General features: G+C 72.9%; 25 protein-coding genes. 17 read left to right on the plus strand and 8 right to left on the minus strand.

What is annotated here, in order from left to right; all coding sequences use genetic code 11:
- Window positions 1-86 precede the first annotated feature (86 nt).
- From ACZ8ZB_RS35375 to ACZ8ZB_RS35425, 11 genes are all read left to right on the plus strand, one after another.
- Window positions 87-1,370, plus strand: coding sequence for an XRE family transcriptional regulator (locus tag ACZ8ZB_RS35375; RefSeq protein WP_470741880.1), 1,284 nt, complete (start codon window positions 87-89; stop codon window positions 1,368-1,370).
- Entirely contained in the window at window positions 1,367-1,906 is a 540-nt protein-coding gene (locus ACZ8ZB_RS35380) for a GNAT family N-acetyltransferase (protein ID WP_470741881.1), read from the plus strand. The genes ACZ8ZB_RS35375 and ACZ8ZB_RS35380 overlap by 4 nt, the downstream gene beginning before the upstream one ends.
- A gap of 243 nt (window positions 1,907-2,149) precedes the next feature.
- Complete coding sequence (locus ACZ8ZB_RS35385; protein ID WP_470741882.1) at window positions 2,150-2,527, plus strand: hypothetical protein; 378 nt, start codon at window positions 2,150-2,152, stop codon at window positions 2,525-2,527.
- Window positions 2,528-2,571: 44 nt separating this feature from the next.
- Window positions 2,572-3,012, plus strand: a complete 441-nt coding sequence (locus tag ACZ8ZB_RS35390) for a GNAT family N-acetyltransferase (RefSeq protein WP_470741951.1) — start codon at window positions 2,572-2,574, stop codon at window positions 3,010-3,012.
- A 96-nt stretch (window positions 3,013-3,108) separates the two neighbouring features.
- Window positions 3,109-4,380: an MFS transporter gene (locus tag ACZ8ZB_RS35395; protein WP_470741883.1), complete on the plus strand. Its 1,272-nt coding sequence runs from the start codon at window positions 3,109-3,111 to the stop codon at window positions 4,378-4,380.
- A 27-nt stretch (window positions 4,381-4,407) separates the two neighbouring features.
- Complete coding sequence (locus ACZ8ZB_RS35400; RefSeq protein ID WP_470741884.1) at window positions 4,408-5,022, plus strand: flavodoxin family protein; 615 nt, start codon at window positions 4,408-4,410, stop codon at window positions 5,020-5,022.
- An 18-nt stretch (window positions 5,023-5,040) separates the two neighbouring features.
- The gene (locus ACZ8ZB_RS35405) at window positions 5,041-5,424 is read left to right on the plus strand and encodes a YybH family protein (protein ID WP_470741885.1); all 384 of its coding nucleotides are present in this window, start codon (window positions 5,041-5,043) and stop codon (window positions 5,422-5,424) included.
- A 219-nt stretch (window positions 5,425-5,643) separates the two neighbouring features.
- A complete protein-coding gene (locus ACZ8ZB_RS35410) occupies window positions 5,644-6,291 on the plus strand; it encodes an NAD(P)H-dependent oxidoreductase (RefSeq protein WP_470741886.1) in 648 nt (215 codons plus the stop codon).
- Between the two features lie 187 nt (window positions 6,292-6,478).
- Window positions 6,479-8,107 (plus strand): class I adenylate-forming enzyme family protein, encoded by a 1,629-nt coding sequence (locus tag ACZ8ZB_RS35415; RefSeq protein WP_470741887.1) that lies wholly within the window; start codon window positions 6,479-6,481, stop codon window positions 8,105-8,107.
- 45 nt (window positions 8,108-8,152) lie between these two features.
- Complete coding sequence (locus ACZ8ZB_RS35420) at window positions 8,153-8,317, plus strand: hypothetical protein (RefSeq protein WP_470741888.1); 165 nt, start codon at window positions 8,153-8,155, stop codon at window positions 8,315-8,317.
- Between the two features lie 159 nt (window positions 8,318-8,476).
- Complete coding sequence (locus ACZ8ZB_RS35425; RefSeq protein ID WP_470741889.1) at window positions 8,477-9,061, plus strand: NADPH-dependent FMN reductase; 585 nt, start codon at window positions 8,477-8,479, stop codon at window positions 9,059-9,061.
- 661 nt (window positions 9,062-9,722) lie between these two features.
- Here ACZ8ZB_RS35425 and ACZ8ZB_RS35430 read toward each other — a convergent pair.
- A complete protein-coding gene (locus tag ACZ8ZB_RS35430; protein WP_470741890.1) occupies window positions 9,723-9,848 on the minus strand; it encodes a hypothetical protein in 126 nt (41 codons plus the stop codon).
- On the opposite strand from ACZ8ZB_RS35430, the gene ACZ8ZB_RS35435 reads away from it, so the two are divergent.
- The 3 genes from ACZ8ZB_RS35435 (at window position 9,849) to ACZ8ZB_RS35445 (ending at window position 11,465) form a co-directional block, all read left to right on the plus strand.
- Window positions 9,849-10,358, plus strand: a complete 510-nt coding sequence (locus tag ACZ8ZB_RS35435) for a hypothetical protein (protein ID WP_470741891.1) — start codon at window positions 9,849-9,851, stop codon at window positions 10,356-10,358.
- Between the two features lie 472 nt (window positions 10,359-10,830).
- The gene (locus tag ACZ8ZB_RS35440) at window positions 10,831-11,124 is read left to right on the plus strand and encodes an AbrB/MazE/SpoVT family DNA-binding domain-containing protein (protein WP_470741892.1); all 294 of its coding nucleotides are present in this window, start codon (window positions 10,831-10,833) and stop codon (window positions 11,122-11,124) included.
- Between the two features lie 23 nt (window positions 11,125-11,147).
- Entirely contained in the window at window positions 11,148-11,465 is a 318-nt protein-coding gene (locus tag ACZ8ZB_RS35445) for a hypothetical protein (RefSeq protein WP_470741893.1), read from the plus strand.
- A gap of 369 nt (window positions 11,466-11,834) precedes the next feature.
- Here the strand turns inward: ACZ8ZB_RS35445 and ACZ8ZB_RS35450 are convergent, their stop codons facing one another.
- The 7 genes from ACZ8ZB_RS35450 to ACZ8ZB_RS35480 form a co-directional block, all read right to left on the minus strand.
- The gene (locus ACZ8ZB_RS35450) at window positions 11,835-13,058 is read right to left on the minus strand and encodes an FAD-dependent oxidoreductase (RefSeq protein WP_470741894.1); all 1,224 of its coding nucleotides are present in this window, start codon (window positions 13,056-13,058) and stop codon (window positions 11,835-11,837) included.
- Window positions 13,055-14,464, minus strand: coding sequence for an FAD-dependent oxidoreductase (locus tag ACZ8ZB_RS35455; RefSeq protein WP_470741895.1), 1,410 nt, complete (start codon window positions 14,462-14,464; stop codon window positions 13,055-13,057). The genes ACZ8ZB_RS35450 and ACZ8ZB_RS35455 overlap by 4 nt, the downstream gene beginning before the upstream one ends.
- The gene (locus ACZ8ZB_RS35460; RefSeq protein WP_470741896.1) at window positions 14,461-16,566 is read right to left on the minus strand and encodes a molybdopterin oxidoreductase family protein; all 2,106 of its coding nucleotides are present in this window, start codon (window positions 16,564-16,566) and stop codon (window positions 14,461-14,463) included. The genes ACZ8ZB_RS35455 and ACZ8ZB_RS35460 overlap by 4 nt, the downstream gene beginning before the upstream one ends.
- Window positions 16,556-17,935 carry an MFS transporter gene (locus tag ACZ8ZB_RS35465; protein WP_470741897.1) on the minus strand — a complete coding sequence of 460 codons (1,380 nt, stop codon included), beginning with the start codon at window positions 17,933-17,935 and terminating at the stop codon, window positions 16,556-16,558. Before ACZ8ZB_RS35465 ends, ACZ8ZB_RS35460 begins: the two co-directional genes overlap by 11 nt.
- A 227-nt stretch (window positions 17,936-18,162) precedes the next feature.
- Window positions 18,163-19,725: a class I adenylate-forming enzyme family protein gene (locus ACZ8ZB_RS35470; RefSeq protein ID WP_470741898.1), complete on the minus strand. Its 1,563-nt coding sequence runs from the start codon at window positions 19,723-19,725 to the stop codon at window positions 18,163-18,165.
- Window positions 19,726-19,820: 95 nt separating this feature from the next.
- Window positions 19,821-20,375: an SRPBCC family protein gene (locus ACZ8ZB_RS35475; RefSeq protein ID WP_470741899.1), complete on the minus strand. Its 555-nt coding sequence runs from the start codon at window positions 20,373-20,375 to the stop codon at window positions 19,821-19,823.
- 199 nt (window positions 20,376-20,574) lie between these two features.
- Entirely contained in the window at window positions 20,575-21,552 is a 978-nt protein-coding gene (locus tag ACZ8ZB_RS35480; protein WP_470741900.1) for an NADPH:quinone reductase, read from the minus strand.
- 136 nt (window positions 21,553-21,688) lie between these two features.
- On the opposite strand from ACZ8ZB_RS35480, the gene ACZ8ZB_RS35485 reads away from it, so the two are divergent.
- From ACZ8ZB_RS35485 to ACZ8ZB_RS35495, 3 genes are all read left to right on the plus strand, one after another.
- On the plus strand, window positions 21,689-22,129 hold the full coding sequence (locus tag ACZ8ZB_RS35485; RefSeq protein WP_470741901.1) for a GNAT family N-acetyltransferase: 441 nt from the start codon (window positions 21,689-21,691) through the stop codon (window positions 22,127-22,129).
- A gap of 199 nt (window positions 22,130-22,328) precedes the next feature.
- Entirely contained in the window at window positions 22,329-22,988 is a 660-nt protein-coding gene (locus ACZ8ZB_RS35490; RefSeq protein ID WP_470741902.1) for a formylglycine-generating enzyme family protein, read from the plus strand.
- Between the two features lie 482 nt (window positions 22,989-23,470).
- Window positions 23,471-24,454 (plus strand): carbohydrate kinase family protein, encoded by a 984-nt coding sequence (locus ACZ8ZB_RS35495; RefSeq protein ID WP_470741903.1) that lies wholly within the window; start codon window positions 23,471-23,473, stop codon window positions 24,452-24,454.
- Window positions 24,455-24,477 lie beyond the last annotated feature (23 nt).

The raw sequence follows: 24,477 nt of genomic DNA on the forward strand, positions 1-24,477 counted from the left end.
TCGGATGCCCATTCAACGGAACACCCTAGGGTGATTTGACCCCCGCTTTACCTGACGGGCGGAAAGCGCGGGGCTACGGTGCGTGCATGAGCGTCACGCGCAATGAGGTTCTTGAAGCGTGGATGGACGAGCACGGCCACAGCTCCAACAGCTTGGCCGAAGCGGTGAACAGGGCCCTTGAGCGACTTACCGGACGGCTGGGCGGGCTTGACGGCTCGTCGGTCCGGGATTGGAAGGCAGGCCGCGTCAGATGGCCCAAGTCAGCCACACGCAGGGCTCTCGAGGATGTCACCGGCTTGCCCGCCACCGCTTTAGGGTTCGTGCCACGGGGCCGGGCTCTGTCCACCCCCGCCGCACCGCAGGAGGACCTCGACATGAAGCGCCGTAGCCTCGTCGGCGGCATCGCTGCCGCCGCAGCAGCCGCCGCTGCCCCTGGCACCGCGGCACCCCGCAGTATCGGTATGAGCGACGTCGGCCGTCTGCAGCAGCGGTTCGCCGAAATCATCGCAGGCGACCACCGCTACGGCGGTCAGCTCGGTATCGAGCAGCACGCTGCCGCGCTCGCCGACGAGGCGCTGAACCTTCAGAACGCCGGCAGCGCCACCCAGCGCGTACGCAGCAACCTGTACGCATGCGCGGCCTCGTTCCGTTCCTCCGCGATGTGGGCGGCGATCGACGGCCGTCGCTACGACGACGCGAAGACGCACATGCGCGAGGCGCAGGTCCTTGCCGAGATGTCCGGCGATCAGGCGATCAAGTTCCGCATCTGGAGCCACGCGGGAGCCATGTACCGGCACATGGGCCGCCCCGCCGACGCCTTCGCTGCCAACGACGTCGCACGCAACCTGCACATCACGCGCCACGACCCCCTGTTCGCCTCCCTCGGCCTGGCCCGGCAGGCAGCCATCCACGGCGCAGCGCAGGACCGCGCAGGAACCCGCCGCGCACTCGACCAGGCGCAGGACGCCATGCAGCGCGCGAACCCCGACGACTACCGGCCGGTATGGTTGCTCGCCTTCTACGACCAGGCCGAACTGGACGCGCTCGCCCTGTCCGCCCACCTCGCGCTCGGCGACTATCCGACCGCCGAATTCCACGCCCACCGTTGCCTGTCCGCCCTGCGGCCCCACATGCGCCGCTCCCAGGCCATCACCACCACCCGTCTCGCACACGCCCAACTCGCCCAGGGCGACCTCGAGACCGCCACGGCCACTGCGATGAAGGTCCCCGCCGACGCCGCCACCCGGCATCCCCGCGTCTCCCGCATGCTGCAGGAGTTCGGGGCCGCCCTGCGCGCGAAGGCACTGGGCGACCCCACCGTGCAGACCTGGACCGAGCACACCCGCGACACCTGGAGGGCCACCGCATGACCACGGCACCCACGACCGAACTCCGCACGTTCACCGACCTGGGCCCCGTCCGTGGCGACGTGATCGACGTGTACGCCGACGTGCGCGCCCCGCTGCTGCACCTGCCGAACTACGCGGTCACGGCATTCGGCGAACGGTTGGATCGGCACAGCGCCGAATCCGGGTTCGCGGTCGTCCTCGCGTACGCGGACGGGCACCCGGTCGGCTATGTCTACGGCAACCGGATCGAGCACGGCGACCGGTACTGGCAGCGCACCGTCCCGGAGCCGCCGGAGGAGTACACCAACCGCCCGGCCGTGGCCTTGAAAGAGATCGGAGTGCGGACCACCTGGCGGAAGACCGGCACCGCCCGGCGCATGCATGACGCCTTCCTCGCCACACGGGACGAGCCGTATGTGACGCTCATGGTCAACCCGGCGGCCGGCGACGGGAAGGTCCACGCGCTCTACCGGTCGTGGGGGTACGAGGACATCGGGCAGAGCCGACCGTCACCGGCCTCCCCCGTGCTCATGGTGATGATCCGCGCAACCCGCTGACCGGCTCGGCGAACAGCCCGACCGTCTCCGAGCGGCCCGGCGTAGACGCAGCGACTCGGAAAGGCACCTTCGGTGTCGAGGTGTGCTGTGCGATCGCTGGCGTAGTGATCCGAGGCGTCGATTCCTGGCCCGAGGAGTGAGCTCCGGGCGGATCCGCGGCAGGATGTCGCTCAACGTGGTCCAAGGGCTGTCCTGCCTTCAGGAGGCGGGCCTGTTCCGGTCATTCGTGAGAGCGTCGTGCTTGTGATCGAGTCCTGGGTGATCAATGACGACAGCCCTGTCCCCGTGTCGTCCGAAGTGGTGCTGGAGGCCCTCCGGGCGAGGATCGACAGCGGGCGGCTTGAGACGGGGCTGACCAGTTCGTCCGGACGATCGCTGGCCTTCGTGACGAATACCGAGCGCGCGATGGTGATGCTGCTCGGAGAGGAAGGCGATCCCGGTGAGCATGCCGTGGACCCGGGCGCTACGGGACTGAGCGATGGGTTCGTCCTCTCCAACGGGCAGGACGACGAGTACCCGGATGAGGACACCGTCCCCGTCGCTGAGGCGTTCAGGCTCGTGGAGCACATCGTCGGCACCGGATCCTGGCCGGCGGACGCGCGCTGGGCAGGTGATCGCTGACGGGGACCGTCGTCGGGCCCGGACAGGGAAGCCGGTGAGGTGGGATACAGCCTGGCCGGACAAACCCGGAAACACCCACCCCTGCGCCCGCCCCGAGCTGGGCGTTCGGCCACCTCGCAGGGGCCCGGTACGCCCTCGCCGTCGTCGCGCGGGAGGCGGCCGGAGTGATCGGGTTCGGTGGTCTGGCCGTCGACCCCCACCAGCAGCGCGGAGCCACCATGGGCTTCGCACCGCGCCCGGACGCGTGGGGTGCGGGACACGGCGTGGAGACGGTGCGGCCGCTGCTCGGCGTCGGGTTCGACGACCCGGGCCTCCACCGTGTCCGGGGCGCGCGCTCCCCGCTCGACGAGGCCTCCGCCAGGACCATGGCGGCCGCGGGCGTGGTCGAGGAGGGCGTGATCCGTGCGCACGTGTTGAAGGCGGGCCAGTGGCGTGACTCCGTCGTGCACGCCGTCCTCGAGCGGGAGTGGCGGCCGGCGTCTTGAGCAGCCGGGCCGGAAGGGACCGGTGCCCGGAGCGGGACTTGACGGATAGCCGGGCGGGCGGTTGCCGGGGCCGGAGGGCCCTCCGAGGGTAGGTGTATGTCGAAAACATCGGTCGCCGAGGCACCGCCCTCGGTGACGCCGAGGACCGCACCGCTCGTCGCGACCGTCGCCACCGTGTCCGTCATGGGCGTGCTCGTGGTCGGCCAGATGTACGTCACCATCCCGCTCATGCCGGAACTCTCCGACGCCTGGGGCGTGTCGACCGGGGCGGCGGCGGCCTCGACCACCGCGTTCGCCTTCGCCCACGCCGTGGGCTCGCTGCTCAGCGGGCCGCTGTCCACCCGCTGGGGGCGGCGCACCGTGATGGTGGCCAGCGTCCTCGCCACCGCCGTCGTCACCGCCCTGCTGCCCCTGGCGGCCTCCCTGACCGACGGGGTCGTCCTGCGCGCCCTGCAGGGCCTGTTCGCGGGCTCGTTCATCCCCATGGCGTACGCCTACATCAACGCCCGCGTCGCCCCGCACCGCGCCTCCCTGGCGCTGACCGTGGTCTCCGCCTGCATGGGGGCGACGGTCGTGATCGGCCAGGTCGAGGCGCAGCTGGTGGCGGCGTGGTTCGGCTGGGTGTGGACGTTCTGGGGAACCGTGCCGCTGCTGCTGGCGGGGGCCGTCGTCTCCTGGCGGGTCCTGCTGCCCGAGGAGCGGCAGGTCGGGGGCGGCCTCTCCGGCGTGAAGGCCGCCCTGGGCTCCCGGATGATCCCGCTGTACCTGGTCATCCTGGTCGGCGCGGGCAGCCTCACCGCCGTCTACACCGGGGTCCAGCTGTACGGGCCCGACGAGGTGACGGACGGCGGCGGGCCGCTGCTCGCGCTGCGCGCCAGCGCCCTGCCGGCGCTGCTGGGCGCCGCCCTGGTCGCCCCTTTCCTGGCCCGTTTCCCCGCCTCCCGCCGCGCCACCGGAGCGCTCCTGGTGACCGTCGCCGCGCTGCTGGCCGCCGCCCTCGGCGGGAACGACGCCGTCGCGCTCGGGGCCGCCCTGTTCGCGTTCATGGCGGGCTTCGCCACGCTCGGTCCCGCGCTCATCCAGTCGGTCGGCGCGCGGGCCGGGGCGGCGGCCCAGACCACGGCGATCGCCCTGTACGGCTTCACGCTCAACGTGGGAGCCGGGGCGGGCGCACAACTCGACCGCCTTCTTCGACGAGTTCACTTCGCTGGCGCTGTTCCTGGCGCTGGCCCTGGCGGTCGCCGTCTGCGGTGTCGTACGCGGCGGGCGTACGACCTGACGCACTCGCGGGCCCTTCGTTGCCGCGCCCTGCCCGGCGCAGAACGATGTGGCCGGCGGCCGCACATTCCACCGCCCACGTACTCATGACCCCGTACGCCCAGGGAGCGCCCGACCATGACCAACGTCGCCGTCATCTACTACTCGTCCACCGGCTCCACCCACCAGCTCGCCCAGGCGGCCGCGGACGCCGCCGCCGCGGAGGGCGCCGAGGTGCGGCTGCGCCGGGTGCCCGAACTCGCGGCCACCGGACGGCCCGGCTCCCAGGAGCACGCCGACAGCGTGGCGGACATACCCGAGGCCACGCTGGACGACCTGGAGTGGGCCGACGCGGTCCTGCTCGGCTCGCCCGTCCACTTCGGGCTGGCCGCCCCGCAGCTGATGCAGTTCATCAACACGTCCTCGTCGCTGTCGATCCACGGCAAGCTGCTCAACAAGGCCGTCTCCGCCTTCGCCTCCGGTTCCGCCGAGCACGGCGGCCAGGTGACGACGATCCTGGCGCTGCACAACGCGATCTGCCACTGGGGTTCGGTCATCGTCGCCACCGGCTCCGCCGACCCGGTGCTGTACGAGAAGAACAACGGCAACCCGTACGGCGCGAGCACCGTGACCGGCAACCGCGTCGGCTTCATCCACGACGAGAACGCCGGCGCCATCGCCTACCAGACCCGCCGCACCCTCCAGGTCGCCGCGGCGCTGAAGGCCGCCGCCGCCGCTCCGGCCGCCGCCTGAACCGAGGGGAGAGAGATCATGGCAGTCAGTGACCCGGCCCGGTTGCCCTCGGTCTTCGTCGAGGCCTTCAACGCCAAGGACCTCGGCGCCATCGACCGGCTCTTCGAACCGGAGGCGGTGCGGGTGCTGCAACCGGGCGTGGTGGTGACCGGCGACGGCCGCCGCCGGGCGACCAGCAGCTTCCTCGCCCTGGGCGTCCCGATCGAGATCAGCCTCCGGCACACGTACGTCTACGACGACACGGCCCTGCTGATCGGCGACTTCGTCATCGACGGCACCAAGCCCGACGGGGAGCACGTCCACATCGAGGGCACCGCCACCGACGTGGCCCGGCGCGGCGCCGACGGCCTCTGGCGCTACATCATCGACAACCCGCCGGGCGTCGAGGTGGGCGGGGAGTGATCCGCCGGCCCGCCGTCGCGGCCCGCAGCCCCGTCGCCGGCCCGCCCGTCCGACCGCCGTCCGCGACCGGGAAACCGGTCGACCGGCCGGAAGGCGGGAGGGACTTGACGGACTATTGAATGCCGGTGGCCGGCCCGCCGCGCCCGCGACACCATGGAGCGCGAACCCGCAGCCGGAAGACGGCTCGAGCACTCAATCCGATGAGGGAGCAGTACGGGCATGACCAATGTCGCCATCGTCTACTATTCGGCCACCGGAAACATCCACAAGCTGGCTGTCGCCGCCGCCGAGGCGGCGGAGAAGGCCGGGGCCGAGGTAAGACTGCGGCGGGTCGCCGAAATCACCGACGAGCCGCTCGCGCCCAACTACACGGAATGGACCCAGGCGAACAACGAGCACGCGGCGGCCGCCGGCGGGGTCCAGGTGGCCGCCATCGACGACCTGGACTGGGCCGACGCCGTCGTCTGGGGCACGCCGGGCCGCTACGGCCTGCTGGCCGGACCGCTCAAGCACTTCATCGACCAGACCTTCGAGCTGCACGCGCGGCGCGGCCTGATGAACAAGGCGATGTCCGCGTTCACCTCGACGGGAACCCCGCACGGCGGCCAGGAGTCCACGATCCTGTCCCTGAGCAACGTCTTCTACCACTGGGGGGCCGTCATCGTGCCGCCCGGCGTCACCGACGACATCCTGCTCACGCCGAGCAACGGCAACCCCTACGGGGTCAGCGCCACCTCGGGCCTGCAGGCCATCCCGGGCCACCTCGCGCAGAACGTCACCGACGACAACCTCGCCGCCGTCGGCTACCAGACCGTGCGCACGATGCGGGTGGCCGAAGCGCTCAAGCAGGGGCTGAAGCAGGGCTGAGCCCCTTTTCCCGATCCCGTGTGCCGCACACGGCCGGCCGGACCGCGCTCCTCGCGCGGCCCGGCCTTTTCCTTTCCCCGCGATATGACACATTGCCCGGCCTTCCCTTTTCCGCTCCGCATTCACGTGGGAGATTTTCCGGAGGAATTCCCATTTTCGCGTGTCGGTTCTCGGAGGAAGAGTCCTGATGTTCAAGGTGCCGAAAAGCAAGAAGTTCCTCTACCTCGGAGTCGTCTCCGAGCGTGCCGCGCAGAAGTACGGCGACACCCCGATCACGCTCGACCACGACATGGAGGCCTTCCCGGAGGTGGGCCGGAAGCTGACCGTCCGGGAGTTCGCCCAGCTCGTGGCCGACACCGCGAACCGGCTGTGGGCCGCGGGCGTGCGCCCCAGCGAGCACGTGGCCGTGTACAAGACGTCGAGCTTCGACATCACGGTGCTGGCCTGCGCGGTGGCCCGGATCGGCGCGGTGCCGGCGATGCTCTCCCCGCACCTGGACGGCGAGACGATCGGCAAGCTCCTCGAGCGGCTCGAGCGCCCCACCCTGCTCACCGACGAGGCGAAGCTGAGCGGTTCGCTGGCCGGGCTGCCGCTGCCCGAGCTGACCGAGCGGGTCCTCAGCGCGACGGGCCCCCACCCGGACGCCGTCGCGCTCGCGGACCTGGCGGGCGCGCCGGGGCGCCGGCCGGTGCTGCTCGACCCCGACCAGCCGGCCCTGATGACGCACACCTCCGGGACGACCGGCGTGCCCAAGCTGGTGGTGCACTCGGCCCGTTCACTGGGCGCCCGCGGCAACTGGCAGGACAAGGTCGTCTCCTTCATCCGCAAGCGGGAGACGGTCGCCATGCACGTGTCGTACGTGCACTCGCGGATGTACCTGGGCCTGGCCGTGCTGCAGATGCGCGGCATGCCGATGGTCTTCATGGACGACGGCAGCCCGGCGCACGTCGCCGACATGCTGGTCCGCCACCGCCCCGGCGTCCTGGAGACCCACCCCAACTCCTTCCTGGAGTGGGAGGAGATGCTCGAGGACCCGCGCCGGCCGATCTCCAACGTCAAGTACTTCAACAGCACCTTCGACGCGATCCACCCGAGCACCATGCACAAGTTCCTGCACGCCACGGACCGCCGCAGCCCGGTGTTCCTCCAGGTGTACGGGCAGAGCGAGTGCGGTCCGCTGGCCGGTCGCACCTACCGGCGCCGCAACGCCCTGAAGGCCGACGGCCGCTGCCAGGGCTACCCCACGCCCGGCATGACCAAGTACCGGCTGGTGTCGCGGGGCGGCGCCAAGCCGTCGAAGGAGAACCCCGGCTACATCGACGTCGCCACGGCCGGCCGCGCGCTGACGTACTACGGCGAGCAGGAGCGCTTCGACAAGCAGGTCATCGGCGAGTGGTGGCGGGGCGGGGACGTCGGCTACCGCACCAAGTGGGGCTGTCTGCACCTGCTCGACCGGGAGGTCGACGTCATCCCGGGCATCGACTCCACCCTGGAGATCGAGGACGCGGTGCTGCACAAGCTGGACGAGCTGACCGAGCTGGTCATCGTGCCCGGCCCCGACAAGCGGCCCGTACCGGTGGTGTGCACCCGCGGTGACAAGCCGCTCGACCCGGAGCGCTGGAAGGCCGCCGTCGCCGGCGGGCCCGCCCTGGGCGCGCCGGTCCAGCGCCGGCTGTCCGACCTGCCGCGCACGGCCACCGCGAAGATCCGGCGGCTGGAGCTGGCCCGGCAGCTGGCCGAGACCCTCACGTCCGGGGAGACGGCCGGCGAGCCGCAGGGCACTCCCCCGGCACGGGCCGGGGCCGCCGCGCGCTGAACCACCCGACCGGGAGGATCCCGACCGGAAGAAGGGAGAGAGCGGATGGCGGCACAACGGACGCCCGAACGGACGGCTCAGGGCACGGGGTGGAGCCCGTCGCCCCCGGATCCGGGGTTCCTGGAGGTCTGGGCGAGGTCCGCTCCGATTCGCCTGGCCGGCTACGAGGAGGACCTCGCCGAACCCCACATCCTGCAGAGCGTCGACTGACCGGCCCTCTGACGGCCTCCGGCTGCCGGGTCCGCCGCCCCTTGTGCGGCGGGCCCGGCAGCGGCGCGTCCCATCGGATTTTTCGATACGACTTGGAAACCGGCATGCGGGTTTGTTCTTCTGTAGGTGGAGGAAATGAACCGCCGTGAAAGGGCTGACATGTCGAGTGACCGCATCCGCGTGGCCGTGATCCTGTCGAGTGTGCGCAAGGGCCGGTTCGGGCCCACGATCGCCAACTGGTTCGTCGGCACCGCCGACGGACGCGACGACATCGAGGTCGACCTGGTCGACCTGGCGGACTTCCCGCTGCCGACCGCCCTGACCGACGAGCCGTCGCCCGAGGTCGCCGAGGTGCTCGCGGCGTTCTCCGCCCGGCTGACGGCGGCGGACGGCTTCGTCGTGGTGACGCCGGAGTACAACCACAGCTTCCCGGCCGCGCTGAAGGCCGCCGCGGACTGGACCCAGTACGAGTGGCACGCCAAGCCCGTCGGCTTCGTCGGCTACGGCGGCCTCGCCGGCGGCCTGCGCGCCGTCCAGCAGCTGCGGCACATCTTCAACGAGCTGCACGCCGTCCCGGTCCGCGACGCCATCAGCTTCCACAGCCCCTGGGCGCAGTTCGACGCCGAGGGCAACCTGACCGACCCCGCGGACGCCGAGGCGGCCGCCAAGGTCCTCTGGGACAAGCTGAGCTGGTGGGCGCTGGCCACCAAGGAGGCCAAGGCCCGCCGCCCGTACGACAACTGACCCGCGCGGGAGAACCCCGCACCCCACCGGTCGCCCCACCACCCCCGGGCGGCGGCCGGGCCACGACCTGAACCGGCCGTCCCCGCGCCGCGCCCACCCGGCGCCGGCGGGGCGGCACCGCACCACCCCCAGGACCGCGGGCCCGCGCTCACCCCCCGTCGCGGGCCCGCGAGGAAGTCCCTGCCGAGACACACCGGTTTCCTCCATGTCCGGTTCGGCAGGGTCCGGTCCGTGTGTGCCGGCGCACCGAACGAGGGTGCGTGCGCCGGCACACCGGAGCGACGGGGCCCGGCACGACGGGGCGGTTCGTGCCGGGCCCGCCCCACCGGGCCGGGGCGGCCGCGCAGCACCCCGGCCGCCCCGACCGGCAACTCGTCTCGCGCGTCCGTGGGAAGCTCATGATCGCTGCCGGTGTGCTGTGCGGGAACGCAACCGACGCGGTCGGTGGTCACCGGAGTCGAACACGGCGGACACCGTCTAGGACCGACCGGTGATCGATCCGCGGGAACACCCACGGCCCGAGGTGTCCCTCGGAGGACCCCCGCAGGGGAGTCGAGGCAGTAGTCGGTTCGGCTGCCTGAGCCCGGCTGGGCCGGGGCACCCGTGTCGTGGATGGCGCCTTCGGGGTTTGCCGACGATTCCCCTGGAGGCACCCCCGTTCTCAGGCCTTGGCCGCCGCGACCTCGCGCGCCCTGCCTGACAGCTCCCGCACCGCGCGCGTCTTGGCGTACGGCGTGAGTTCCTTGCGCATCGTGGTGAAGTGGTCGTCACCACGGACGGACGACACATGTTCGTACTCGTCCAGGAAGCGCTCCCACGACTCGCACGACGCCTCGACGTGGCCGTACCGAAGCTGCCGCTGCGCCAGCAGCGCGTAGGCGTGCTGTGGGCCCGCTGCTCCTTCGGCGAGGTCGACGACCTCGGCCGGCCGACGGGCCGGCCGCAGTGGCGGATGATGCACCCGCTGCGGCAGCGGGGAACGATGCAGGCACTGCGCTGCCAGGTCTGCGCCGAGCCCGCACGGACCCCGCTCGGGTACGTCTTCCTCGCCGGCCCGGACACCGCGGCCCCCGAACAGCCGGTGATCCTCACGAAGACGCCCATGACGATCGCTCCCGAAGCCCCGGCACGTCCTGCTGGGCCGGAGTTCCTCGAGCTGGAGATCACCGGCAGGTGTCAGCTCACCTGCCCGTCCCTGTGCTACGCCAAGGCGGGCCCCACCGAGGGCCACGGCAGCATGACCGGCGACGACTGGAAGCGCCTCATCAGCGAGGCCGCCGAGATCGGCCCGCGGTGAAGTGCACGTCCTCAGCACCAAGGATCTGTGCGGCCGCTGCGCGGACGGGCGGGCCGCGGTCATGACCGACGGCACGGTCACTCCGTGCGTCCTGGGCGCTTCCTGCAGACGGGGAACGCGAAGACCGACGGGCTCACCGCAGTTTTCAACGGGCAGCAGTGGGCGGACACAGTGGCGAGCATCCCCGGCGGCCCATTTCGGCGGACGGCTGTACGCCGGACGACTCCAGCGACGTGACGTGACACCGGTCATAAGGGTTCTTCGCGTGTGACCAAGAAGTGGGCCGTGCGGCCTTGCCGGACCCGCCCCCTCGCTGCACAGACGTCACCTGGGCCTGCGCGGCCCAGCTCTACCTACTACGTCCGATGGTAGAATGTGAGAAAGTTAGAAAGTTGGAGAGTCGCAATCTAGCTGAGTCCTGGGTAGTCTGAGTAGCGAAGAAGACATGGAAGGTGAGAGTGGGAGGACATCCATGGCTGCGGCTACGTTCCAGGCCAGCGTGCGCGAAAAGGGGCAGCTGACGCTGCCCGCAGGCGTACGCGAGGCGCTGGGGGTCTCCCCAGGTGATGAGCTCGAGTTCGAGATCAACGACGCCGGCATCGTCGAGGTTCACGGACTGAGGAAGATCCGCACCGACCAGGCATGGTTCTGGACGGAGCGGTGGCAGGCCGGTGAGCGCGAGGCCAGCGAGGACATCGCGGCCGGGCGCACGACCCGCCACGAGGGCGTGGACGGCATGTTCGCGCACCTCGGCAAGGAGAACTGACCCCGACTCACCTGGAGGCCCTATTGCCGACTTTCGATACGACTGCCCGCTTCGACCGCGACTTCAAGAAGCTCCTTCCGCAGGAGCGTGAGCGGTTCGAGGACGCCGTCCGGAACAAGTTCGTGCCGGACGTGGCGACGGGGCAGTTTCGGCCCGGCCTCCGGGTCAAGCCGGTCCAGGGAGTCAGGCTCCCTGACGGCGAGCGTCCCATCATGGAAATGACCTGGGCGCCTGACGGGCGCGCCACCTGGCAGTACGGGGACGAACTCCGCGCGGGTGAGCCGCACGTCATCTGGCGCAGGGTCGGCGGACACGAGATCTTCGATCCCGGCCCCGCGTGAGGGACCTGGAGCGGCCCACCGCGTCCTGCGGTGGGCCGCTCTCGCGCGTCTGACTCGCCCGCCGTCTGCCGACGTCGGCACTTCGGGGTCTGGACATGTGCCGGGACCGGTGACGTGGTCCGCGTCGACGGAGCGCGCATCCAGTTCGCCGACCGCGACAACGACGATCGGGCCGACCACCCCGATGCCGGTCCTCGGAAGGGCGCCACCCGGGCCCGGATCAACTACGGCTGAAGACACCGCGGCCGTCGAAGCCGCTCTCCGCTTCCGTAGCCGAAGGCACTGATCCGCCGGGGGCGGGCGACGGGGTCCGCCCCGCCGCCGACCCCCGGGGATCACGGTCCCGCCCCCACCGGACCGGCCGGACGCTCAGCTTCCCCCGGCCGCCCCGGTCAGCAGCTCGTCGGGGGACGCGGTCAGTTCGCGGCCGGTCAGGCCGCGCAGCACCGGGTAGGCGCGGGTGTCGCCGGCCAGGACGCCGCCGAGCACCGTGCGGCCGTCCGCGGCCAGGACCACCTTCGCGTAGGTGCCGGCCCGCCGGTCCTCCCGTACGTACTCGATCGCCCCCGGAGCGCGCGCGTGCGCGTCGCCGAAGCCGGCCACCTCGACGCCGAGGAGCTTGAGCTTGGCGGAGGCGTCCGCCCCGGCGAACGGCTCGCCCGCCTCGCCCACCAGCTGCCGGGCCACCGTCTCGGCCATCCGGAAGCCGGGGGCCACCAGCCCGTGGCAGCGGCCCTCCACGGCCGCGCACTCGCCGATCGCCCAGATGCGCTCGTCCGCGGTCCGGCACCAGCCGTCCACCAGGAAGCCCCCGCGCTCACCGCGCTCGAGCCCCAGCGGGGCGGCGAGTTCGTCGCGCGGCCGGACCCCGGCGGCGAAGACGACGAGCGCGGCGTCCAGCACCGTGCCGTCGGCCAGTTCCACCCGGTCGGCCCGGCCGTCCGGGCCCGCGCCGACCGCGTGCAGCGCGCTGGAGCAGTGCACGCCCACCCCGAGCCGCTCGATCGCCCCGGCCAGCACCCGGCCGCCGCCCTCGTCGATCTGCTGGGCCATCAGCCACGGCGCCATCTCCACCACACGGGGCCGCATGCCCAGCAGCCGGAGGCCGTTCGCGGCCTCCAGGCCGAGCAGCCCGCCCCCGACCACCACCGCCTCGCGGCCCGGTACGGCGGCCGCGCGGATCGCCGCGACGTCCTCCACCGTCCGGTACACGAAGCACCCCGGCAGGTCGTGTCCGGGCACGGGCGGCACGAACGGCCGCGAACCGGTGGCCAGCACCAGTGCGTCGTATCCGATCTCGGTGCCGTCGTCGCAGGTCACCGTCCTGGACCGGCGGTCGGCGCCGGTCACCGTCGTGCCCGGGCGCAGCCGCAGGCGGCCGTCGCCGAGGACGTCGGGCCCGGCGAGGGCGAGGGCGTCGGGGGTGGCGCCGTCGAGCAGGGAGGACAGCGCCACCCGGTCGTAGGCGGCGCGCGGCTCCTCGCCGAGCACGACGACGCGCCACCGGCCGTGCCGGTCGTGCGTGAGCAGTTCCTCGACCAGCCGGTGGCCCACCATGCCGTGGCCGGCCACGACCAGGGTGCGCGTCGTCACGGCCTCGCTCCTTCCGCAGGGGTGTCGTCGCCGTCGCCGGCGAGGGTGGTGCACAGCCGCCGTACGGCCGAGGTGCAGCCGCCGCACCCCGTCGTCGCCCGGGTCGCCCGGGCCAGCGCCGCCTCGTCGTGCGCGCCGCGGTGCCAGGCGTCCTTCAGGTCCTTCGCGGTGACGTTGTTGCAGTGGCACACCACGGCCTCGTCCGGCAGCGTCCCGCCGCCCGCGTACGTGCCGTCGGCGCCGGTCAGCAGCGCGAGCAGGTCGGCGGGGACCGGCTCGTCGCGGAGGTACAGCCGGCTCACGGCGGCGACGGCGGACGGCGGGCCGACGACGGCCCCTTCGTGGATGCGTCCGCCGCGCAGCACGAGACGGGCGTGGCGGCCCCCCGCCCGGTCCAGCAGCGAGACCGCCTCGTCGGTGCCGTCCGGCGGGACGGGGCCGGCCGGCGGGAGGACGACCATGTCCTTGCCCGGGGTGCGCGGCCGCAGCACGCGCCGCCCGGGCGCGTACGGCCGCTCCCGCCCGGTGAGGATCAGGGCGAGCGCCTCGGCCTGCTCCCACGCCTGGAGCACGGTCGTGCCGACCGCGCCCGCGTGCTCGGCGCAGTCGCCGATCGCGTGGACGTGCGGGTCGCCGGTGCGCAGCAGGGCGTCGACGACCACTCCCGCGCGCACGTCGAGACCGCTCGCGCGGGCCAGCGCGGTCTCCGCCACCGTGCCCGTGCACAGCAGCACGGTGCCCGCCGCCAGTACCTGGCCGTCGTCGAGGACGACCTTGCCCGGCGTGTACTCGGCGGCCCGGCGGCCCAGGTGCAGTGTGACGCCCCGGCCGGCGAGCCACTCGGCGGGCACCGCGGCGCCCGCCGCGTCCAGGTGGCGCTCCATCAGGTGCCCGGCGGGGTGGACGAGCGCCACCTCCTGGCCGGTCCCGCTCAGCGCCCAGGCCGTCTCGACACCGCGGATCCCGCCGCCGAGGACCACGACGGGCCCCTCGGACGGCGGGCGGCAGTCGGCCGCGGTGCGCACCGCGCGCACCCCCTTGGCGAGCAGGCCGGGTCCGGTCTCCAGACCCGGCACCGGCGGCACCCTCGGCCGGGCCCCGGTGGCCAGCACCAGGACGTCGTAGGGCAGTGCGCGGCCGTCGTCCGTGCGCACCGTGCGGGAGGCCCGGTCGACGGCGGTGACCCGTACGCCGGTCAGCTGCCGCACCTCGGCGGGCAGCGCGGGCAGCGACAGCCGGCCGGCGTCGAGCGTGCCGTCCAGGACCGAACCGAGCAGGGCCCGGTGGTAGGCGGGCCGCGGCTCGGCGCCGACCACGGTCACCCCGCCCGGGTGTCCGTACTGCGTCAGCCGGGCGGCCAGCCGGTGCGCGGCCGGGCCGCCGCCCACGATGACGACGCCGGTCACGGCCGCTCACCCGCCGGCGTGACGCGCACCGCGCTCACCTTGAACTCGGGCATGCGGCTGCGCGGGTCGAGCGCGTCGCCGGTGAACAGGTTGGCGCGGCCGGCGCCCGGGAAGTGGAACGGCACGAACACGGTGTCGGGGCGCAGCGCGCGGGTCAGCCGTACGCGCGCCCGGGTGGTGCCGTGCACCGAGCCGACCTCGGCCGTCTGCCCGTCGGCCAGGCCGAAGCGGCGGGCGGTGTCCGGGTGCATCTCGACGACCGTCTCCGGCGCGGCGGCGACCAGCTCGGGCACCCGGCGGGTCTGCGCGCCCGACTGGTACTGGGCCAGTACCCGGCCGGTCGTCCCGTACAGCGGGAACGCCTCGTCGGGTTCCCGGGCGGACGGCCGGTGGTCCACGGGCGTGAACCGGGCGCGCCCGTCCGGGTGCGCGAACCGGTCCAGGAACAGCCGCGGCGTTCCCGGATGGCCGGCGCCGTCGCCGCCGGCCGGGCAGGGCCAGTACAGCGCCTCGCCCGCGTCCAGGCGCGCGTAGCTGATGCCCGAGTAGTCCGCGCGGGCGCCGGCCGAGGCCCGGCGCAGCTCCTCGAAGACCTCCCGGGGCCGGACGGGGAAGCGGCCGGCGTCCTGGCCGAGCCGGACGGCGAGCGCGTGCAGCACCTCCAGGTCGGTGCGCACGCCGGGCGGCGGGGTCAGATGGGCGCGGCGGCGCAGCACCCTGCCCTCCAGGCTGGTCAGTGTGCCCTCCTCCTCGGCCCACTGCGCCACGGGCAGCACCACGTCGGCGAGCGCGGCCGTCTCGGACGGCACGAAGTCGGCCACCACCAGCAGGTCGAGGGAGTTCAGCCGCTCGGTGACGTGGGCGGCCCGGGGCGCCGAGACGACCGGGTTCGACCCGAACACCATCAGCGCCCGCGGCCCCACGTCCCCGCCGAGGGCGTCCAGCAGTTCGTAGGCGCTGCGGCCCGGGCCGGGCAGCTCCCGCGCGTCCACGCCCCACACGGCGGCCACGTGCGCGCGGTCGGCCGGATCGGCGAGCGAGCGGTAGCCGGGCAGCTGGTCCGTCTTCTGGCCCATCTCGCGGCCGCCCTGCCCGTTGCCCTGTCCGGTCAGCGTGCCGAAGCCGCTGCCCTCCCGGCCGGGCAGCCCCAGGGCGAGGGCCAGGTTGACGAAGGCGGCGACCGTGTCGGAGCCCTTGCTGTGCTGTTCGGCGCCCCGGCCCGTCAGCACGTGGGCCCGGCGGGCGCCGCCGAGCATCCGCACCGCCGTGCGCAGGTCGTCCGCCGGCACGCCGGTGACCTCCTCCACGCGCTCCGGCCACCAGGCGGCGCAGCTCTCCCAGGCCGCGTCGAAGCCGGTGGTGCGCGTGTCCACGTACTCCTTGTCGACCAGCCCCTCGGTGACCGCCAGGTGCAGCAGGCCCAGGGCCAGGGCGAGGTCGGTGCCGGGGGCGGGGCTCAGGTGCAGCGCGGCCCGCTCGGCGGTGCGGGTGCGGCGCGGGTCGACGACGACGAGGTCCGCGCCCTCCAGGTGGCGCATCAGCGGCGGCATCGTGTCCGCCGGGTTGGCCCCGGCCAGCAGGATCACGTCGGCCTCGTCCAGGTCGGTGACCGGGAACGGCAGCCCGCGGTCGAGCCCGAAGGCCGCCGTGGTCGCCGCGGCCGCCGACGACATGCAGAACCGGCCGTTGTAGTCGATCTGGCTGGTGCCCAGGGCCACGCGGGCGAACTTGCCGAGCGTGTACGCCTTCTCGTTGGTCAGCCCGCCGCCGCCGAACACCGCGACCGCGTCGGCGCCGTGCCGTGCGCGGATCTCCCGCAGCCGCCCGGCCACCAGGTCGAGCGCCTCGTCCCATCCGGCCGGCGCGAGTTCGCCGTCGGCCCCGCGCACCAGGGGGGTCAGCAGCCGGTCGGGGACGGCCAGTACGGAGGGCGCGGTCCAGCCCTTCTGGCACAGCCCGCCCCGGTTGACCGGGAAGTCGGCCGAGGGCCGCACCGCCACACCGCCCCGCTCGCCCGAGAGCACGGTGGAGCACTGCAGCGCGCAGTACGGGCAGTGGGTGGTGCTCTCCCGCTCCTGCCCGGCCCTTCCCTCACCGGACATGGGAGGGCCTGCTCTGCTCGGTGACGGGCAGGGGGTCGCTCGGACGCTCGCCGCGCAGGTACACGGCCCGCAGCACCACGGCGCACAGCCCGTAGAAGGCGAGGAAGGACCAGAACGCGGGCGCACCGCCGCCCGCGTCGCCGTACGCCGAGCGGAAGGCGAGGTTGATGGCGACCCCGCCGAGCGCGCCCGCCGCGCCGGCGATGCCGATGACGGCCCCGGACAGGCGGCGGGCGGCCGCGAAGGCCGCCGTCGCGTCGTGACCGGCGGTGATGGCGGCCTCCGCCTGCCGGGCGAAGACCGCCGGGATCATCTTGTACGTCGAGCCGTTGCCGACGCCGCTCACCACGAACAGCCAGGTGAACCCGGCCACGAACAGCGCGAACGAACCGTTTTGGCCGGCCCACAGCAGGACGCCGGTGCCGGCCGCCATCCCGGCGAACGACCACATCGTCACGCGTGCGCCGCCGAACCGGTCGGCGATCCTGCCGCCGAGGGGGCGGGCCACCGAGCCGAGCAGCGGTCCGAGGAAGGTGAACGAGGCCGCCTCCAGGGGCGTGGAACCGAACTGGCTCTGCAGCACCAGACCGAAGGCGAACCCGAAGCCGATGAAGGAGCCGAACGTGCCGATGTACAGCAGCGAGATCCACCAGGTGTGGGCGTTCGCCGCGGCCTCGCGCTGGGCGCCCGGCTCGGCGCGCACCATGGCCACGTTGTCCATGCGCAACCCGGCCAGCAGCGCGGTCAGCGCGATCAGCGGCAGGTAGAACGCGGCGACGTACGCCGGGTGGGTGTCCCCGGCGACGGAGATCACCAGCAGGCCGAGCAGCTGCACCGCGGCGACGCCCAGGTTGCCGCCGCCCGCGTTCAGACCGAGCGCCCAGCCCTGCTTGCGCTGCGGGTAGAAGGCGGTGATGTTGGTCATCGAGGAGGCGAAGTTGCCGCCGCCCGCCCCGGCCGCCGCGCCGATCAGCAGGAACACCCACAGCGGGGTGCCCGGCCGCTGCACGAAGTACACCGTCGCCGCCGTCGGCACCAGGAGCACCAGCGAGGAGAACAGGGTCCAGTTGCGCCCGCCGAACCGGGTCACGGCACTGCTGTAGGGCAGCCGCAGCAGGGCGCCGACCAGGGTGGGCACCACCACCATCAGGAACTTCTCGTCGGGTGCGAAGTCCAGTCCGATCTCCGGCGACATGAACAGCACCAGGACCGACCACATGCTCCACACGGAGAACCCGACGTGCTCCGCGAGCACCGACAACACCAGGTTGCGCCGGGCGACGCGCTTCCCGCCCCGCTCCCACGCCTCCTCGTCCTCGGGGTCCCAGTTCTCCATCCACCGCCCTCGGGCGGCTCGTGCACTGGCCATCTTCTCCTCGGCTTTCTCCGGGTCGTGCCGTGGTGGCGGGGTCGGGGTTCAGTGCTGCGGGGCGGACCGGTCCGCGAGGTCCTGCGCCGCTCGTGCGGATGCTTCGTTTCCGGGCAGGTGGCCGCCCCGGGGCCGGCGGAGCGCGGGACACGGGCACCCGGGGCTGATGACGTGCGGGCGGACCGGGCGGGACACGCGTGCGGTGCCCGCCCCGCCCGCCCCGCTGCCTACGCGCCGGAACCGAGCAGGCGGGCCAGCTCGAGGCGCTTGATCTTGGTGGTGGCGGTCTGCGGGAGGTCCTCCAGCCGCCACTGGACCGGATCGCCCAGCGCCGGCAGATCGACCACCGCCGTCTTCCACGCCATCTCGTCCAGCGGCGCGTCGTCGCGCGTGCACACCACCGGCACCGCGCGCCCGTCGGGGCCGGGGATGATGATGACCTCGACCAGTTCCGGCAGCCGGGTGAACAGCTTGTCCTCGATCTCCAGCGTGGACTGCACGCCGGGGATCTCGTCGACCTCGCGGTCCAGCAGGTGCAGACAGCCGAACCTGGTGCGGTAGCCGAGGTCGCCCATGCGCCACCAGCCGTCGTTGACCTGCTTCTGCCAGCGCTGGTGCTCACCGAGGTAGGTGACGATCCGCCCGTCGCTCCTGACCTCGATGAAGCCGGGGTTCTCCTTGGAGACCGGCGCGCCGTCGCGGCTGACCACGCGGACCCCGGTCATGCCCGGGAACGGCACGCCGACGCAGCGGCCGTTGAAGTCCGCGCCGTCCTTGAGCGAGTAGGTGCGCGCGGCGATCGGACCGACCTCGCTCTGCCCGTAGGCCTGGGCGAAGCGCCGGCCCTTGCGGCGGGAGGCCTTCAGCATGGTGTTGACGGTGCGCGGGTGGATGGCGTCGAAGGTGGAGGAGAAGTACTTCACGTTCGCCAGCGGCCCGCGCGGGTCGTCGGCCAGCTCCTCCCAGCGCAGGAAGGTGTTGGGGTGGGCCTCGATGAACCCGGGCGGGATCTGCGTGAACAGGTCGGCCACGGTCCGCGGGTCGTCGTCCCTGAGGATGATCAGCGGGTGGCCCTGGAGGATCGAGATGGGCATCGCCGTGAACATCCGCGAGTGCACGAACGACACGTGGACGGCGATGGGTTCGCTGCGGCCCACCGCGGTGCGCACGACGGTGGCCTGCGGCCGGTAGCGGGCCTGGAAGCTCATGCCGGTGTGCACGGCCAGCTTCGGGGTGCCGGTGGTGCCGGAGGTGTGGGTGATGAGGGTGGGGTGGTCGATGGGCATGCTCACCGCGGGGACCCGCTCGGCGCCGGCCAGTGAGGCGAACGAGGTCGCCCCCGCGTGCTCGCCGGTGGCCAGCAGCACCCTGCGGGACAGGTCGAAGACCTCGCCGGGCAGGTGGTGCTCGAGCTTGTCCTGGTCGGTGACGAGGAACGGCTGCCCGACCCGGCGCAGCAGTTCGGCGACCGTCGCGCCGTCCAGTTTCGGCGACAGCAGGACCGGGATGGCCCCGGTGCGGGCGACGGCGCAGGCGAGGAGGGAGATGTCGAAGCCGTCGCTCTTGTGCACCACGACGTGGTCCCCGGGGCGCACCTTGACGGACCAGAGCCGGGAGGCGACGTCGTCCACCAGGTCGGCCAGTTCGGTCAGCGTCACGCGCCGGCCGAGGCCGGGGGCGATGTCCAGGTCGTGGTCGAGGATCACGAAATTCGCCGGATGGCGGGCCGCCGCTCGGTCGAACAGCGTGCCGAGCCGAATTCCCTTGCTTCCTATTCGCTGGAGAAACATGTAACCGATCTCTCGTCCATGGCTGCGGATTCCTGAAGGGGTGGCCGCATTGCGGATCTGACGGCCTGCCGGTGCGGGTGGTGCGACGCGCGGTCTCAGTTCTTCTCGATGACGTCCTTGATGCGGGCGAGGGTGTCGTCGAGGTCCTGTCCGAGCTTGGCGGTCCATTCGGCGACGAACCGCTTGCGACCGTCCTCGTCGAGATCCGCGACGATCTTGTGGATTCCGGCGGTGGCCCTGCCCATCCGGAAGTGGTGGACGAGCCAGGAGGTGCCGTCGCCGGCGTCCTCGACGTCGAAGCCCCAGATCGACTCCTGGTCCTCGCGGGCGTGGGTGAGCATCATCCAGCGGAAGGTCCGGCCGGGCTCGGCGGCCACCACGCGGGCCTCGGTGTACCAGGTGCCGCGCACCAGCGGCGCCCAGCCGACCACGTCCTCGCTGCGCAGGTTCTCGCCGCGGAAGACCGACCCGACCGCCGAGGGCTCTCCCTCGATCCACTCGCCGCCCATGCACTCGGGGCTCCATTCCTTGCTGCGGGTCAGATCGCTGACCACGGAATAGATCTCCGCCGGTGTCGCGGAAACGCGAATGCGGGCGTCGAGTTCGAAGAGCGGGGAATTGTTGATGATGGTTCCGGTGTTCGCTGTCATGGCGGCAATCCTGCCGATGCGCGCGGAACCGGAGCAATCAAGCCGTTCGGGGTCCGTCAAGTTCAATGACGAACCGCGGCCGGAAAGCGGTCGGGGGAATTGTATTCAATTCGGGAAACGGGAAGGACGTGAAGGCGCCGCGGCGGCGGCCGCGGCGCCTTCACCGGCGGCGGAGCGCGCCGCCCGTCCCCGGGCCGCGTCAGTCGCGCACCCGCAGCACGAGCTTTCCGTGCACCTTCCCCTCGTCCAGGCGGCGGTGGGCCTCGGCCGCCTCGCTCAGCGGCAGCACCTCGGTGGCGCGCGGGCGCAGCAGGCCCGACGCCAGCAGCCCGTTGATGCCGCGGGCCGCGTCGGCGAGCTGGGCGGTGTCGGCGTGCGAGATGGCGAAGCCGTGCACGGAGCGGTCCCTCAGGTACAGCGGCCCCACGGGCAGCACCGGGCGGGTGCGCAGTCCGGCCAGCACCACGATCCGGCCCCGGCTCGCCAGCAGGTCCACCGCGGTCTCGAGGTCGTTGCCGCCGGAGGTGTCGACGTGGACGTCCACGCCGTGCGGCGCGGCGGCCCGGATCCGTCCGGCGACGTCGGCCGAGCGGTAGTCCACGACGTGGTGGGCCCCCAGGGACCGCACGTACGGCTCGTCGCGGCCGGAGGCGACGGCGATCACCCGGGCGCCCGCCCGGACCGCCATCACGACGGCCGCGCTGCCCACGTTGCCGCCGGCGCCGAGCACGGCGACGGTCTCGCCGGCGCGCAGCCGTCCGTGCGTGAACAGCGCCAGGTGCGCGGTCGCGGCCGGGTGGGCCAGGGCCACGGCGTCCACCGGGTCCACCCCGTCGGGCAGGTGGTAGAGCCGGTCCGCGGGCACCGCCGCCTGCTCGGCGGCGGCTCCCTGACGGCCGTCGTGGCCCAGGCTGTTGCACCACACCCGGTCGCCGGGGCTGAAGCCGGTCGCGGCCGGTCCGGCCGCGGCCACCGTGCCGACGAGGTCGCGGCCGATGACGAAGGGGAACTCGACCGGGGTGCGCCAGGCTCCCGAGCGGACGAAGGTGTCCACGTGGTTGACGGCACTCACCTCGATGTCGACCAGCACGTCGTGCGGGCCGGACACGGGCGGTGGCAGCTCGCCGTGACGGATGACGTCGGGAGAGCCGAGCTGGGTTATGTAAGCGGCACGCATGGTCGCCGAGTCTGGCACCGCCCCCGGCGGGTGCGGCAGAGCCGGCGGCGATCGCGGGACACGGTCCGTCAGGTCGGCCCGGAGGTGTGTCAACTCGGGCCCGGTGAAGGCCCGTCGCGCCTCTACGCTTCCCCTCGTGTCCCCCGTACTGACCGATGTGGCGCCCGGCGACCGGCGGATGACCGCGCACGTACGGCCGCTGATCCGCGCCCTGCGGCCCGCGCTCACCGAAGAGGACTTCGACCGGTTCGCCTCCGAGGCGCACGCGCAGGGTCTGGTGTTCACCGCCGCGTACGACGGCCGCGGCCACTGCGCCGCGGTCGCCACGCACCGCGTCCTGGCGACCAGCCGTGGCCGGATCCTCTTCGTCGACGACCTCGTCACCCACCCCGACCACCGTTCGACCGGCATGGCGACGGCCCTGATGACCCACCTGGCCGAACGGGCCCGCGCGTCCGGCTGCCACCGCGTCGAACTCGACTCCGGCACCGCCAACGTCACCGCCCACCGCTTCTACCACGCCCGCGGGATGACCATCGCGGCCCTCCACTTCACCCTGGCCGTCCCCGGGGACTGACGCGGCCCGTTCCCCCTCTTGTCCTGGCCGCGTTGTCCTCGTCGAACCTCGACCCGTACGGAACGTTCCGTACGGGGACGGACGACCGCCTCGGCCTCAGCCGGTCGGCGACCGTACCCGGGCGGGCGGGAGGACGCAGCCGTCCACCGGGAGGATGCCGGTAGGCTGACCTGTCGTGGAAGCGGGGGCAGGAAACGAGATGGTCGCCGTCCCGTCGGGACGGGTGACGCTGTCGGACCGGCGGACGCAGAGCGATTGGACGGTCGAGGTCGCGCCGTTCGAGATGTCGGCGTTCCCGGTCACGCAGTCCTGGTACGCGCGCGTCACAGGCCGACGGCCGAGCAGTGCGCAAGGCGAGCGGCTGCCGGTCGAGGGTGTTTCGTGGTGGGACGCGGTGCAGTTCTGCAACGACCTGTCCCGGCAGGAGGGGCTGACGCCCGCATACGATCTGTGCGTCGACGCCGGGACGGCCGCATGGGACACCTCCGCGGACGGTTACCGACTGCCGACCGAGGCCGAATGGGAGCACGCCTGTCGTGCGGGTACTCCTGGCCCGCGGTACGGCCGGCTCGACGAGATCGCCTGGCACCGGGGCAACTCCGACGGGCGGATCCATTCCGTCGGCGGCAAGCAGCCCAACGCATGGGGCCTGTTCGACATGCTGGGCAATGTGTGGGACTGGTGCTGGGACGTCTACGACGCCGAGGTGTACGGCACCTACCGGGTACTCCGCGGTGGCGGATGGGCCGACGAGCACTGGAGCTGCCGGGCGTCGGTGCGGCGGCGCAGCCACCCGACCTTCCGGATCGACGACGTGGGGTTCCGCGTCGCCCGCTCCGCACCACTGCCCCGGCCGTGACGGCCGCGTGCTGAACCGGTCGGTCAAGCGGTTGCGACCGGCCCGCGGGCGACGTGCCGGTGAACCCGCGGGGCGTGGAAACGCGCTGGTGGAGCGGGGCGGCCCGGGCCTCCCCCGGCCACCGGACAGCCGGACAGGCCGCGGCCGCGGCGCCCTCCCCGTGTGAAGTGACCCAGGTCACTTCACACGGGGAGGGCTTGGCGTGCGGATCTCGCCCATGTCACTCTGTCCGCACCTCTCCCCTGCCCGGAAACGCTTCGGGCACGGTGTGCCGAAGGCGGCCTCCGTCGAATCGTCCCGTCCGGACCCGGCGCACGCCCGCTCCACGGCCGCAACAGCCGGCCGCTCAGGGAACGGGACCTCCCAGCCCTCACCACCCCGCGGTGACCGTGCCGGAGCACAGGCGCGCCGTGCGGCGCCGGCAGGGGGCCCGAGCACACGTCCTCCTGTCCCGGCCGGACCCGTTCCGAAGGAGTGCCTCCGTGCGTATCGCCGTGACCGGGTCGATCGCGATCGACCAACTGATGGTGTTTCCCGGACGCTTCACCGATCAGCTGATCAGCGAACAGCTGGAGCGCGTCTCCCTGTCGTTCCTCGCCGACCGGCTCGAGGTGCGCAGAGGCGGTGTCGCCGCCAACATCGCCTTCGGGCTCGGCCGCCTGGGGCTGGCCCCGCACCTGGTCGGCGCGGCGGGAGCCGACTTCGCCGAGTACGGTGACTGGCTGCGCGCCGCCGGCGTGGACACGCGTGCCGTGCGGATCAGCGAGAAACGGCACACCGCTCGTTTCGTCTGCACGACGGACCAGGCGCAGAACCAGATCGCCACCTTCTACGCCGGCGCCATGGCGGAGGCCGAAAAGATCGACCTCGCCCACGTGGCCGCCCGCTGCGGCGGATTCGGCCTCGTCCATGTCGGTGCCGACGCGCCCGCGGCGATGCTGCGCCACACCGAGGCCGCCCACCGCGCCGGTGTCCGTCTGTGCGCCGACCCCTCGCAGCAACTGGCCCGGCTGACGGGACCGCAGGCCCGACGCCTGGTCGACGGGGCCCATCTGCTGTTCACCAACGAGTACGAGGCCGCCCTGCTGCGCGAGCACACCGGCTGGGACGAGCGCGACGTCCTGGAGCGGGTCGGCACCTGGGTGGTCACGCGCGGCGCGGAGGGCGTCTCGCTGTCCCGCCGCGGTCGGCGCCGGCTCGACGTGCCGGCCGTACCGACGCAGCGGATCGCCGACCCGACCGGCGTCGGCGACGGGTTCCGTGCCGGGTTCCTCGCGGGGCTCGCCTGGGGCTGGCCGCACGAGCGCGCCGCACGACTGGGCTGCGCCCTGGCCTCCGTGGTCCTGGAGTCGGTCGGCACCCAGGAGTACAAGCTCCTCGCCGCGGATCTGGTCGACCGGGTGGACCGGGCCTACGGGTACGAGGCGGCCCGGGAGATCGAGCCGCGTCTGGCAGGTGTGTCGTGAGCGGGCGGGGCCGGGGGCGGCCA

This window comes from Streptomyces sp. 12E (assembly GCF_055633275.1).

Coding starts and splice junctions, on each gene's coding strand:
- ACZ8ZB_RS35420 (WP_470741888.1), top strand. CDS start 8,153: ATGGCGGCACAACGGACGCCCGAACGGACGGCTCAGGGCACGGGGTGG.
- ACZ8ZB_RS35470 (WP_470741898.1), bottom strand. CDS start 19,725: ATGTTTCTCCAGCGAATAGGAAGCAAGGGAATTCGGCTCGGCACGCTG.
- ACZ8ZB_RS35460 (WP_470741896.1), bottom strand. CDS start 16,566: ATGTCCGGTGAGGGAAGGGCCGGGCAGGAGCGGGAGAGCACCACCCAC.
- ACZ8ZB_RS35415 (WP_470741887.1), top strand. CDS start 6,479: ATGTTCAAGGTGCCGAAAAGCAAGAAGTTCCTCTACCTCGGAGTCGTC.
- ACZ8ZB_RS35380 (WP_470741881.1), top strand. CDS start 1,367: ATGACCACGGCACCCACGACCGAACTCCGCACGTTCACCGACCTGGGC.
- ACZ8ZB_RS35405 (WP_470741885.1), top strand. CDS start 5,041: ATGGCAGTCAGTGACCCGGCCCGGTTGCCCTCGGTCTTCGTCGAGGCC.
- ACZ8ZB_RS35480 (WP_470741900.1), bottom strand. CDS start 21,552: ATGCGTGCCGCTTACATAACCCAGCTCGGCTCTCCCGACGTCATCCGT.
- ACZ8ZB_RS35425 (WP_470741889.1), top strand. CDS start 8,477: ATGTCGAGTGACCGCATCCGCGTGGCCGTGATCCTGTCGAGTGTGCGC.
- ACZ8ZB_RS35375 (WP_470741880.1), top strand. CDS start 87: ATGAGCGTCACGCGCAATGAGGTTCTTGAAGCGTGGATGGACGAGCAC.
- ACZ8ZB_RS35490 (WP_470741902.1), top strand. CDS start 22,329: ATGGTCGCCGTCCCGTCGGGACGGGTGACGCTGTCGGACCGGCGGACG.
- ACZ8ZB_RS35410 (WP_470741886.1), top strand. CDS start 5,644: ATGACCAATGTCGCCATCGTCTACTATTCGGCCACCGGAAACATCCAC.
- ACZ8ZB_RS35435 (WP_470741891.1), top strand. CDS start 9,849: ATGTTCGTACTCGTCCAGGAAGCGCTCCCACGACTCGCACGACGCCTC.
- ACZ8ZB_RS35395 (WP_470741883.1), top strand. CDS start 3,109: ATGTCGAAAACATCGGTCGCCGAGGCACCGCCCTCGGTGACGCCGAGG.
- ACZ8ZB_RS35400 (WP_470741884.1), top strand. CDS start 4,408: ATGACCAACGTCGCCGTCATCTACTACTCGTCCACCGGCTCCACCCAC.
- ACZ8ZB_RS35465 (WP_470741897.1), bottom strand. CDS start 17,935: ATGGCCAGTGCACGAGCCGCCCGAGGGCGGTGGATGGAGAACTGGGAC.
- ACZ8ZB_RS35475 (WP_470741899.1), bottom strand. CDS start 20,375: ATGACAGCGAACACCGGAACCATCATCAACAATTCCCCGCTCTTCGAA.
- ACZ8ZB_RS35440 (WP_470741892.1), top strand. CDS start 10,831: ATGGCTGCGGCTACGTTCCAGGCCAGCGTGCGCGAAAAGGGGCAGCTG.